We start from the raw sequence: 12,618 nt of genomic DNA on the forward strand, positions 1-12,618 counted from the left end.
ATAACAAAAATGAGACAAAACACGCTTCAAGGTCTGACGCAAGCACAGGCTTTAGAGCGTGTTTGAAAAAGGCTTTCTGCAAGATGTGCGTCACAATTTGTGGGAGATTTCGCCCGGATGAGGGCGCTGTAGTGGGCTACGGCAACTGAATTCGGGTGAAATCTCCCGCAAAGTGGGGCGTGCAGATTGCGGGAATGATTTTTCAAACAGGCTCTAGCTCGTTGTCTGCATAAATTAAGTGAATACTGTCGGCGATCTCCGGCAAATGATAAATATAAATAAGATAAAAAATTAGTGATTATGAAATGTCCGCTATTCCGAAGCGCGATTGAAAAAGCTTCAAATCAGACATTTAAGAATGTAATCAGAATTATAACATTTAAAATCCACTGTGAAAAGCACTTTATAAAAATTTTATAAGTGCTTTTCACAATCTCAGATTAAATCTGAATCGTCCTTCCCAGTTCTGCGGACGTTCTGTGTGAAATGGAAATAACGGTACGATCCTTTGCCACACGTTTCAATGCGGCCAGAACAGCCTTCTCTGTCTCCGCATCCAGGTTTGCAGTGATCTCATCCAGAAGAAGCAGTTTGGGCTCTGCCACTGCTGCCCTGGCAATGGATAGCAGCTGCCACTGTCCCTGGGAAAAAATCTCCGGGGTGCAATAAGTATCGTAACCATTTTCCAGACTCTCAATTGCCTCTTTTAAACCTGTAAGCTCTGCAACAGCCTTTACCTGACGCTCAGAGATCCGGTCATCATATAATGTAATCTGGTCGCGTACGGTTCCCGGCACCATGTGAAAAGTCTGCTCTACGTATCCAAAGAGTTTCCGTCGTTCTCCAGCCCTCACAGCCGTTGCCGGAATGCCGTGGAGCAGTACCTGTCCCTGATCCGGCTCATAAAGTCCAAGAAGCAGCTTCAATATCGTACTCTTTCCTGCACCAGTTCGTCCGAGTAGAGTCACCTGATCGATATCCATCACCTTGAAATTCAGATGCTCCAGCACCACATGCTCATCGTAGCCGAAGGTTACATTCCGGAATTCTACAAACGGCAAACTATTACTGTCAGAAGCTCCCAGTCTGTGCCTTTCTTCCATATCAGCCATCGCTTCCTTTCGGCTAATCTTTTCATTTCTGTTTTCTTCTATTTTTGTTGCCGGATTATTCCAGGTTTTCTCGGTATCTCCATTCTCCTGTGCGCCATTTTCTTTCTCCTCCAGCCCAAAGAATTCATTAATCCTATGGATTCCAGCTACCGCGGACTGGATGGTCTGAATCTCCATTCCAAGACTTTCCACCGGCGAAAAAATCTGTGAAATATAGTTGATCACAGCCACTGCAGTTCCCGCAGACATTCCAAAAAACGTGAGCACCATCTTATTTCCAGATGCTGAAAGCAGCATCACAGCTGCAACCACGACTGCATTTAAAATCAAGATCACCGGTGAATATACTGCATCATAAAAATTGGTTCTCTCCATTGCCTGGTAACTTTCACCGATATAAGTATCGTAACGCTCTTCCATATATTTTTCCCTGGCAAGGCAATGGATGGTACGGATATTATGAAGGGTTTCCGGCACATGTCCAGAGGCTCTTCCCACAGCCTTACGGTTTTCGATCTGGGCTGCCAGCATGTTTTTCTGCACATGTCTGGTAAACCAGAAAAGAAATGGCAGTATTACAAGAAGCACCACAGCGAGACCCTTATTTTCAAACCAGATCACCACCAGAATACTGATAATCTTGCAGGCGTCAGCAAACATACTGATGATCCCTGAGGTAAAAAGATTTTCCACAGTATCTACATCACCAACAAAGCGTGAAGCCAGAGTTCCAGGTTCCAGCCCTGTCAGTTTGTCAGAAGTAAGGCATATGAATTTTTCCATAAGGCTGCTTCTAAGTGCATGTGTGATTTTCTGCCCAAATACGGTAAGCAGACCTTCCCTGGCAGATTCCATGAATCCGGTAAGTGCAAGCATTGCAAAATAAAGGAAAATCACCCAGAATGTCACGGCTTTTCCCGCTGTGACTGTATCTACGATTTTTGCCAGGATCAGCGGCGGGATAAGAGCCGTTACCACTGCGCCTGCTACAGCAAAGACAATACCCATAGACAGCCATTTCTGCTGCAGAACTGTTTTCCAGATCACACCTTTTACCTGTCTTTTTTTCGCTTTTGCAATTTTCCCTTTTCCCTTGTTTTCTACCGGAAAAACATTTGCATCTGACCTTCTGCTCTTTTCCAAAATCATATTTTCTTCTGATTTCACGTTGTTCTTATTTCTGTCTGTCTTCACTCTCTGCACCTCCTTCCTCAGTAAATAATTTCTTATACTCCGGTACCTTCACAAGTAATTCTTCATGCGTACCCACCACTGTTTTTCCATCTTCCATCCAGATGATCTGATTCATCTGCGGAAACAGATACAGACGGTGGGAAATCAGCAGCACAATATTCTCTTTCGCCTGTGCTTTCAAATTGGCAAAAATCTGTCTCTCGGTGCTCTTATCCAAAGCCGAAAAAGGATCATCCAGAACCAGAACTGGCTTTTTGTGGCAAAGAGTTCTTGCAAGAGCCAGACGTTTTCCCTGTCCGCCCGAAAGACGTACGCCACCATTTCCTACCAGAGTCTGTAAACCATCATCCATCTCATTTACTTCTTCTGCCATGCAAACCATTTTCAGGAAATCCTCTGTCTTTTTCTGTTCACCCATAAGCACATTGTTTTCCACGCTGTCGTTAAACAGCTCCGGATCATGACCAAGATAGCCTATGATATTCGTCTGCCAGGATGGGGGCATATTCTGAAGCTCTTTGCCATCCACAAGAATCTGACCTTCATATGGATACTCGCACAAAAATACTTTTCCCAAAGTAGACTTTCCGCAGGCCACTGGTCCGGTAATTCCGATTATCTGCCCTTTTTCAGCCTTGAAGGAAATATCCTTCAGAATCTGTTTCCCATCCGGATAAGCAAAATTCAGATGACGGACCTGCAATTGTTTTACGTTCCTGTAACGAATTTCTGACTGGGCTATCTCTAGCTGAGATAGTTCCCTCTGCGACAATGTTTCTTCTGCATGTTTAGCAGACACATTTTCGATCTTTTCCACTTTCCCATTTTCCAGAATTCCAGACACATTTTTCTCACTCTTTGGAATTTCTTCCTGCTTTGTCAAAAGCGGCTTAATACGCTTCCAGGAAATCTGCGCCTTGTGCACTGCATTAAACAGCTTCGCTGCACTGGATGACTTCACGGACAGCTTCACAAAACATGCCAGGAAAGTAGTAAAAGATGCAATCGTCCATGTGCTCCAGCCTGTTCCCAGAACATTTTTCTGTCCAAAATACAGGATAAACAGTACCCCGGTCATGGAAATGATCCGGTACAAAGGCGGCATGATGGAATTCCAGATATTCGCTTTTACTGCTGACTTTTCATAAGCGGTAAGATTTTCTTCATATGCCTTGCGGCGATCCTCTTCACATCCAAAAACACGGTATGTAACAGCATTTTCCGCCCGATCCAGAGTCGCTGTACTTAAATGTCCAGACTGCTCTTTGTATGCAGTTCCGGTTATCTGGATCATTTTTTTCATTTTTTCCGCCGTCATATAAGAAACCGGCGGGAAAATCATGCAAAGCAAGGCAAGCCTGAAATCATACCACAAAAGCATTCCTGCATAAGCAGCCAGGGCAACTCCTGTATCAAAAATCTCCGTAGTGAATTTGCGCATTCCCTCTACGCAGTCATCCACATCCAGTATTGCCTTGGTCATAATGCTTCCCTCCCCCTCTTCCCGAAGGCTTGCACGACTTTTCCGCACCAGACTGGCATACAGGATTTCTTTCATTCTGCGATTTACATTGTTGGCAAAACGCCGCACATAAAACCTCTTGATATATCTGGCAGTCTGGACAATTGCAATGGCGGTCACATAGCCCGGCACCAGAACCAGCATATCTGAAAACTGGTCAGCCCCTTTCAGGATATCCACCAGGCAGCCGGTCATTTTCCCCTCAAACCAGGGACCTGCCAGAAGGCCGATATTATAGATCAAACCGGATATAGCCACTGCCAGAAGCACTTTCCATTCTTTCTGAAAATAGGAAAACACCCTGTCCGGCAGAAAATTTGTATGATGTTTCGCTTTCATCTGACATTTCCTTTCTGCCTTAAAGCATAACGATACAAAAATGAGACAAAACACACTATGTAAGCTTTACCTCTTATCGCAGCAGCCGTCAGCGTCTCATGCAGGCATGAACCTGGTCACGTCGCTTGCGTAAAGAAAAAAGGAGCCGCTCACTTCCAGCTTTTCCAGAAAGTGCCGCAGCTCCATACCACAGACCATGCCCTCATAATCTGCTTATTATTTTATTACATCTTATCCGGTGCCTCGAATCCAAGAAGATCAATACTTGTCTCAAGCACTCTCTTGGTCAGCTGCAGAAGACGGATATAGGATTCCTTCTGCGCCTGATTCTCTTCACTGAGGATCTTGGTCTCATGATAAAAGCTGTTGAATGCATTGGAAACCTCATAAATATATGCACAGATTTTATGCGGAGCTTTTTCCTCAAATGCACTCTCGATCATACTTCCAAATCCACTGAGCTGAAGCATCAGGTTCTTCTCGCTGCCGTTAGATGCCGGAAGGATCTCACCTGCTTCAAGATTTCCGCCTGCTTCCACATAACGGTTCAGGATGGATTTGATACGAACAATTGTATAAAGGATGTACGGACCTGTATTTCCCTCGAAAGAGGTGAAGCGGTCTACATCAAAAATATAATCCTTGGTAGCCTGATTGGAAAGATCGCCATATTTAATTGCTGCCAGACCTACAATCTTAGCAGTATCTCTTGCATCTTTATCACGGACACTTCTGTTCTCTACGATCTTTGTGAACATTTCCTCATCAATATCGGCAATCAGGTTCTCAAGGCGCATAACACCGCCCTCTCTTGTTTTGAACGGTTTGCCATCTTTTCCATTCATAGTACCGAAGCCAAGGAAGGAAAGCCTTGTGTCTTCTTTCACAAGACCGGTCTTTCTTGCGCAGCGGAAGACCTGAATAAAATGAAGCTCCTGACGTTTGTCAACAACGTAAAGGATCTCATCTGGCTGGAACAGCTTCATACGCTCTACAATTGTGGCAAGGTCTGTAGTAGTATAAAGAGATGCTCCATCTGATTTCAGAAGCATACATGGCGGGATTTCCTTGGTATCGGTCTCCTCTTTAACGTCTACAACAAGCGCTCCCTGATCCTCATATGCAAAGCCTTTTTCCTTCATCATCTCTACCATGTCCGGAATGTAAGGCTGCGCATCAGACTCTTTTTTCCACAGATCAAAGGATACGTTCAAATTCGCATAGTTTCTCTTAAGGTCTGTAACAGAAACACTCATAATGTGGTTCCAGAGAGCCATGTACCCCGGCTTACCCTGCTGAAGAAGATGAGTTGCCTCCAGTGCTTCCTGACGGTATGCCTCATCCTCCTTGGATTTGCCGCTTGCACATGGATAAATCTCCTCAAGCTCACTGATAGTAAAAGGTGCCTCTGCAGGATATTCACCTGTATAGCTGTCATCAAAATATACAAGCTCCGGCTGTCTGTGCTTCAGCTCTGTAATGATCAGTCCCATCTGAAGTCCCCAGTCACCAAGATGAACATCACCGATCACCTTATGGCCTACGAAACGACCGATTCTCTTAATACTTTCACCAATAATTGCAGAACGGAGATGACCTACATGAAGAGGTTTGGCAACATTCGGTCCGCCGTAATCGATTACGATGGTCTTCGGCTCTTTGGCTGTGTCTGCACCAAGCTTCTCATCCTTCTCCATCTCTTTCAGATAATCTGCAAGAAACTCTTCGCTGACTTTCAGGTTGATAAATCCGGGCTTTACCATTTCTTTCATGGAAAATACTTTGGAATCTGCCAGATTGCCCACTACGTCATCTGCGATCATAAATGGTGCTTTCTTATAAGCCTTAGCTCCCGCCATGGCACCATTGCACTGGTATTCGCAAAGGTCAGGACGGTTGGAAACGCCTACTTTACCGTAGGATGAATCGTATCCTGCTTTTTCAAATGCTGCAGAAAGCTCTTCTGCCATGTAGTCTGTAAGTTTTTTCATAAATCCTCCTAAATTTTCTTCTCAGAGAGAATACTTCTGTTTTCTTCTGAATTCGTTCCGAAAATATATATTCTATTTCGGAATCTTTTCTAAAAAAATCAATTCTTTTCAATTACTATCTATAGGTGACATCCAAAACTAATGTTTAAAAACTATAGCCATTTCTTAGCTTCTATGCAGTTACTTTCTTAGAACATGCGATTGCAAGAGAACCATATCCAATATGGCATGCCACACTAAGTGACAGCGGATCCATATGGATTTCCATACCAGGAAAGATTTCCTGCATCTCCTGCTTCCACTCTTCTGCCTCTTCTGGATTACCTGTGTAAGCAGCCTGAAGACACATTTCTCCATTCTGGACAAACGATGCAAAACGTCCCTCAAAATCTGCCTTCATAGCCTTCAGCATAGTACGTCTGGCCTGCTTCTTGCCTCTTACCTTGGCAAAAGCATCCAGCTTCTCACCCTGGATCTGCAGTACCGGCTTCAAATTCAAAACGGTACCGATTGCAGCTGCAGCAGGTGTGATCCTGCCGCCCTTTTTCAGATATTTCAGGGTTTCCAAAGTGATATAAATACTGGAATTAAATTTCTCTTCTTCCAGGATCTTCTTAATTTCAGCTCCGTTCTTACCTGCATCGCGGAGGGCGATTGCATCCTCCACAGACTGACGCTGGGTTACAGAAATTCGCTGATTATCAACCACATGCACCCTGCCCTCATACTCCTGGGCAAGTCCCATAGCAGTGGCGCAGGTAGCGCTAAGTCCGCTTGACATGGGAATCTGTACGATCTCATCATATTCCTTCAAAAGATTATCCCACAAACCCATAGTCTCTCCCGGACTTGGCTGGGAAGTGGAAATGGAAGCATCTTCTTTCAGCCACTTATAAAATTCTTCCTGGCTCAAAGTAATTCCTTCCAGATACATTTTTTCATTAATAAAAAAAGGCATAGGAATAACAGACACTCCAAGTCTGCGTCCTTCCTCCTGTGTAATGCCGCTGTTACTGTCCGTTACAATGGCAATCTTACTCATTCAATCTCTCCTTATCTCATAAAAACTCATGTTACTGTTCACTTCGTTCACAGCAACACGCTTCGCGAACCTTACCAATGAACAGTAACAAACTCGCCGCTGTCCTGCCTTTTCTTCTGGCAGCTGGTTCTTTTTTCCCAGTAAACAGCGACTGTAAATCTTCTTTCCCTATTCAGGGTCTTAAAATCTATTATAATACCTGCGCTCCAGTCTGGCAAACACTTTAAAGAAAAGTCTCGAAAAAAATGTACCAAAATATTTCTTCATCTGTAAAATTCTTTTGGCAAAAAAGAAAAAAAGACAGCCTACACCGCCCCTATAAGCAGTGCTGCTGCCCCACATTTTATAATACAGCCAATTCCGCTCATCAGCCGCTCCGCCTGCGCCATAGTTTTCGGGAACATGATGTACCAGCGGAAAGCTTCCATTGTTTTCCGGAGCTTCGCAGGCCAGAAAGAGAAATCTGACCATTTGTCCGGCAGCCAGCTCTGGGGAATATGGGATAAGAGCCTTACGCAAAAAAAGAGGCCGATTCCCCACAGTAAAATTCTAATAACAAAGCAGCTACATTTTCTAAAATCAATTTTCTTTTCTCTATTTCTTTGAATTCCATTTTCCCAGATTTCGTGCTCCATCTCATACAGCCACCTGGAAACAGTTCTTATAAGCATTACAAGAAAAGCCACTGGAAACCAGGGCAAAATCACTTCCAGCCAGCTGTCATCCACTAATATTCCGGATAGTCCGTTTCCCACGAGAAAATCAGATGCAGCACCCTCCAGATTCTGACCTTTTTTCCCTCTGATCAGAACCTGAGTACAAACCTGATTTTTTCGTGACGGACGGATAAGCATCGTATGCTGATTCCAGGATACCACACCTCGCACTTCGTAAATCTGCTCTCCCACAGTCAACTGACTTCCCGCACAATTTTCACTGCCGAAAAGCTCCAGGGCTGTGTCTTTATCGATCACGCATCCGGTTTCATCATTCTCTTCTAATAAAGCAGCCTGTCGGTCATACAAAGCAGCCATTCCCACAATGCCTGTCACCCGGGCATTTGTCTGTCTGAAATCCTCTGGATTCGTAACCACCTGAACTCCTCCATTCCACACAAAACAGAAATCTGTAATCTCATCACTACTTTGATAATTTTCCCAGATCTGCTTCGCCAGGTTTACTGCAGGATAATCTCCATACAGTTCAACCACCGCTGTATCTGTTTTTCCCACCTTCACATAATCTTTCATTCCAGAATAAAATAAAGCTGCGGCCAGCAATACTGCCATAACAACCTTCAGATATTTGGAACAGTAATTCTTCTTTTCACTTTCCATGCTAATTTTCAGAAATCCTCACCCTGCTTCCATCCTTCAGTTCCCTGTCTGCCTGGACGATCACAGCCTGATCCGTAGAAAGGCTTCCCTCACCCAATGCAGCAGTTGTCTGGTTTCTATCCTGCACAGTAACTTCCACTTTTCTTGCAACCATTACCGTTCCAAGCACTGTATTTTCTGTGTCTGTAACATACACATAAACCTTCCCATTCTCCTGGTACAGCGCTGAAAGCGGAACGCAGCAGGAATAAGGTCCAGCATCTTTTGATATGGAAAAATCTCCGCTCTGACCGATGGACAGACTGTTCGCCGGCATTATGATGGACAGGTCACGAATATCATTATCCTCCTTATTTTCTGTTATATTTTCCACTGTTGCTCCAGAAATATCATTATTGTTATTATCTGTGATTTTCACATCTGCGCCGGCAGATACATATTTTATATCATCTTTTGAGATGGTACCAGTCATTCGAAGAGCACCATCGGCTGAATATAAAACTACTGCTGCAGTCTGTCCTGTAAGGTCTCCGGTTTGCACGGACAGACTTTTGATCACACCGTCAGAAGGAGACGAAATCACTCCCTCTGTACTTTGAAGCACTGTAACCTTTTCCATATCTGCTCTGGCATTTTCCAATTCTCTTTGTACGTTCTCCAAGGTACTGTCTGAAGCCTCCGGCGTACTGGCATCGGACACCGCTTTTCCAGCACTTGCCAGAGTCTGGTTTCTTCCCGCGATCACTTCATTTAATGCTTCCTGTCTGGCTCGCAGATCATCCTGAAGGGCAGTTTCTGTGGCGGAATCATCCTCCTGTGTTACAGTGGTCTCACCATCATTAAATCCTTCCTCTCCATCTGTGAAGCCACTTAAATCATCCCCGGAAGTCTTTGCTTCCTTTTCCCTGTAAAATTCGTCAAGCCGCTGTTGGGCTATCTGAACTTCCGCCCTTGCATTATCCACGGAAACATTTCCGCTTTGCACAGCCAGATCATAAGAATTTCCAGCCCATGCCTGTTCCGCTGCACGCTTCTGGCTGTTCACCTTTTTCTGGCTTTCCAGATCCTTTGCCTGCCCTTCCAGAGTTTTTACTTTATCGTCCAGATTCTTCAAAGCCGCCTGAATGCTGTTCTGGGACAGCTTCAATAAAATATCCCCTTTTTTCACAGTCTGCCCTGCATGTACCATCACCTGCTCCACTTGCAGATTTTCCAGTACAAACACCGCCACTTCCTGACTGCCCTCCACTTTTCCAGAGCCTTTCACCTCATGAGTGATCATCTGATTTGCCGGGTTCTTAGTCTGGATCTGTATCACATTTACAGAATCCGAAACTCTTGACAATATGGTAAAAATCAGCATCATTACAAAAAACAGGCAAGTTGCCTGAATTAATTTTTTCTTCATGTCAAACTCCCATTCTGTTCCTGAACATATTTGTAAAACACTCTGCATTCTAACTATTTCTTTTAAATTCCATTGACAATATATTTTATCAAACTGTCGTTTTTTATCGTCACTTTCCAGTTGTTTCTCTTTTTATTCTTTTACCGCCGTAGAGACAATTCCCTGCTCCAGGTAGTCCTGTCCGGACAAAAATACCAGAACTGCCGGGGCCAGCGCCACCACAGAGGCCGCAAATGCAAACCCTGCCTGCTCCAACTCAATATTAGGCAGGTACAAAGACAATGGCCACAATTCTTTTGTTTTCAAAAATACCATCGGCTGTTCGATCAGATTCCAGTATTCCAGAAAGCCAAGTACGATGGCAGAAATGACGCCAGGTGAGCCCAAGGGGATGGCAACTATAAAAAACAGTCTAAGCTCACCTGCACCGTCAAGTCTTGCCGCTTCCAGAAACGCCTGTGGAATCCCTTTGAAAAAGCGGTACATAATAAATATGGGGAATGTGGAAAAAACCGCTGGGAAAATAATCCCCAAAAGCGAGTCAAGAAGCCCAATTTTATCCAGCACCAGATAATTGCCAAGAAGCATAACCTGAAACGGCATCATCATCAGTGCAATATACAAAGTAAACAATATATTTTTCCCAGGAAAATCAAATTTAGCAAATCCCCATGCGGCAGGCATTCCAACCAGAAGCCCGCCAGCGAGGGCACCAACCGTAATCTTCACCGAGTTCCAGAACATTACGAAAAATTCCGGTGAATCCAGCAGTACTTCCACATAATGTTTCAGAGTCGGATATTCCGGAAACAGCTTCCAGGAAGCATATCCTTTCGCCCCCTCCTGCAGCACTGGAAACAGCAGATCTGTAAGCTCATTTTTTCCCATAAGAGAACCAACTGCCAGAAATAAAACGGGAAATATAAAAACCAAAGCTAAAAGTACAAGAAAAAAACAAGTTATCTTTTTCACTTCTTAATCCTCTCTTTCCCATGCTTTTTGCAGTAAAAGTACCAGAACCATGATCGCAATTCCGGTAACCACTGCCGCAGCCGCCATCTTATCCATGGCCAGATCTCTGTACCAGTTATTGAACAGATGCTGTAGAAGATACATGTTCTCCTGTGGATAATCTCCAGCGACCAGATAAGCCTCCCGGAATACTTTGAAGCCGTTCAGCAGCGACAGAACTACAATGGTAAAAAGAGAGGGCAAAAGATTGGGCCAGGTAATTCTGGTAAAGCATTTCCAGGCACCTGCTCCATCCACCTTTGCTGCCTCATAAAGAGATTCCGGGATTGTGGAAAGGCCTGCCAGCCACAGTACAATGTCATACCCTAGATTTCTCCAAATATAACTGATCACCAGCACCCAGAAGGAAGCCTTTGTATTCAACCAGTCTATACTTTTCAACGACAGAATTTCCAGAAAATGGTTCAAAAGTCCCTGTCCATTAAAGAGTACTTTCCATAAAATTGCCACAGAAGCAACTGGAATGGCCATTGGAAGCAGAAATGCTGTTTTCATCAGCTGCTTCTGATTTTCCCCAAGTCCATTTAGCAGGACAGCAGCTGCCAGTGACAAAACCACCAGTAACGGAATACAGATTCCGAAAAACCGCAAGGTATTTTTCCCGGCAAGAAGAAATGCCTGATTGGAAAATATCATCTGATAATTCATAAACCCAACAAACACTCCATTTACGGCTCCCAAAAAAGATCTGCAGATCACATCCATGTAGGGAAACAGCCAGAACATACAGACTCCAGCAAAGCTTGGGAGAATAAATAAAATCCCTTTCAGGGCATGTTTTCTTTTCAAAAAAATTTCCTCTTTTCTATCTTTCATTCAACATCATAAAAATAGCAGAGGAATCTTTATTTTTTCTCTAAAGCGTGTTTGAAAAAGGCTTTAAAATTAATTAGAGAAATTTTAGAGATTTGCGTATATAATGGATAACAGATTATAAGAAGAGGAGTTTCCTATGAGAATCTTAATAATAGAAGATGACAAAGATCTGGCGCAGCTTACAAAGCTTGCACTTGAAAAAGAAAATTTTACGGTAGATATGTGTCTGGATGGTGCGGAAGGTCTTTACTATATGCAGGAAAATATGTATGATCTGGTACTTCTGGACCGCATGCTTCCTTCCATGGATGGAACCCAGGTTTTGAAAGAAGCCAGACAGTCCAACATCTCAACCCCTGTTATTTTCCTTACGGCACTTGGCGAATTACAGGACAAAGTCAACGGATTGAACTGCGGAGCAGATGATTACATGGTAAAGCCCTTCGCTTTTGAAGAGCTTCTTGCAAGAATCCACAGCATTATGCGCCGTCCCGGAAAATGGGGTGACTTAAATCTTCTGAAGCTGGGAGATATTGCTTTTGATCCTGAATGCGGACGCCTTACCAAGGGTGCAAAAGAATGCACTCTTTCCGGCCGCGAAAGTGCCCTTCTGGAAGTATTTCTACGAAATCCCGGTCAGGTTCTTCCCAGAAACCTTCTTCTCTCCCGCGTATGGGGCATGGAATCCGACGTAGAAGAAGGAAATCTTGACAACTACATACATTTTCTCCGTCGCCGCCTGAAATCTGTGGAAAGCACACTGGTTCTCAAAACCATACGCGGGATAGGTTATCAGTTGGAAGTCTGTCAGTAAACAGCATTCTC

At 44.0% G+C, this 12,618-nt stretch carries 10 protein-coding genes; 1 reads left to right on the forward strand and 9 read right to left on the reverse strand.

Annotation, left to right across the window (positions count from 1 at the left end):
• Nucleotides 1-26: 26 nt before the first annotated feature.
• From AB5706_RS07045 to AB5706_RS07090, 9 genes are all read right to left on the reverse strand, one after another.
• Nucleotides 27-206 carry a DUF6783 domain-containing protein gene (locus tag AB5706_RS07045; protein WP_472515476.1) on the reverse strand — a complete coding sequence of 60 codons (180 nt, stop codon included), beginning with the start codon at nucleotides 204-206 and terminating at the stop codon, nucleotides 27-29.
• 234 nt (nucleotides 207-440) lie between these two features.
• Nucleotides 441-2,306: an ABC transporter ATP-binding protein gene (locus AB5706_RS07055; protein WP_330602690.1), complete on the reverse strand. Its 1,866-nt coding sequence runs from the start codon at nucleotides 2,304-2,306 to the stop codon at nucleotides 441-443.
• The gene (locus AB5706_RS07060) at nucleotides 2,287-4,167 is read right to left on the reverse strand and encodes an ABC transporter ATP-binding protein (RefSeq protein WP_368365959.1); all 1,881 of its coding nucleotides are present in this window, start codon (nucleotides 4,165-4,167) and stop codon (nucleotides 2,287-2,289) included. The genes AB5706_RS07055 and AB5706_RS07060 overlap by 20 nt, the downstream gene beginning before the upstream one ends.
• Before the next feature lie 224 nt (nucleotides 4,168-4,391).
• Entirely contained in the window at nucleotides 4,392-6,158 is a 1,767-nt protein-coding gene (gene argS / locus AB5706_RS07065; protein WP_118579438.1) for an arginine--tRNA ligase, read from the reverse strand.
• 172 nt (nucleotides 6,159-6,330) lie between these two features.
• Nucleotides 6,331-7,200 carry a DegV family protein gene (locus AB5706_RS07070; RefSeq protein WP_148461906.1) on the reverse strand — a complete coding sequence of 290 codons (870 nt, stop codon included), beginning with the start codon at nucleotides 7,198-7,200 and terminating at the stop codon, nucleotides 6,331-6,333.
• A gap of 305 nt (nucleotides 7,201-7,505) precedes the next feature.
• Nucleotides 7,506-8,537 (reverse strand): hypothetical protein, encoded by a 1,032-nt coding sequence (locus AB5706_RS07075; RefSeq protein WP_368365960.1) that lies wholly within the window; start codon nucleotides 8,535-8,537, stop codon nucleotides 7,506-7,508.
• A 1-nt stretch (nucleotide 8,538) separates the two neighbouring features.
• Nucleotides 8,539-9,945, reverse strand: coding sequence for an HlyD family secretion protein (locus AB5706_RS07080; RefSeq protein WP_368365961.1), 1,407 nt, complete (start codon nucleotides 9,943-9,945; stop codon nucleotides 8,539-8,541).
• Between the two features lie 132 nt (nucleotides 9,946-10,077).
• On the reverse strand, nucleotides 10,078-10,833 hold the full coding sequence (locus tag AB5706_RS07085; protein WP_368365962.1) for a carbohydrate ABC transporter permease: 756 nt from the start codon (nucleotides 10,831-10,833) through the stop codon (nucleotides 10,078-10,080).
• A gap of 87 nt (nucleotides 10,834-10,920) precedes the next feature.
• Nucleotides 10,921-11,766, reverse strand: a complete 846-nt coding sequence (locus AB5706_RS07090) for a carbohydrate ABC transporter permease (protein ID WP_330589355.1) — start codon at nucleotides 11,764-11,766, stop codon at nucleotides 10,921-10,923.
• Between the two features lie 163 nt (nucleotides 11,767-11,929).
• Between AB5706_RS07090 and AB5706_RS07095 the strand changes: the two genes are divergently transcribed.
• A complete protein-coding gene (locus tag AB5706_RS07095; RefSeq protein ID WP_173715896.1) occupies nucleotides 11,930-12,607 on the forward strand; it encodes a response regulator transcription factor in 678 nt (225 codons plus the stop codon).
• Nucleotides 12,608-12,618: the final 11 nt, after the last annotated feature.

This window comes from Ruminococcus sp. RTP21484sp1_RTP21277st1_D2_RTP21277_210401 (assembly GCF_040924225.1).
Lineage (GTDB): Bacteria > Bacillota > Clostridia > Lachnospirales > Lachnospiraceae > Blautia_A > Blautia_A faecis.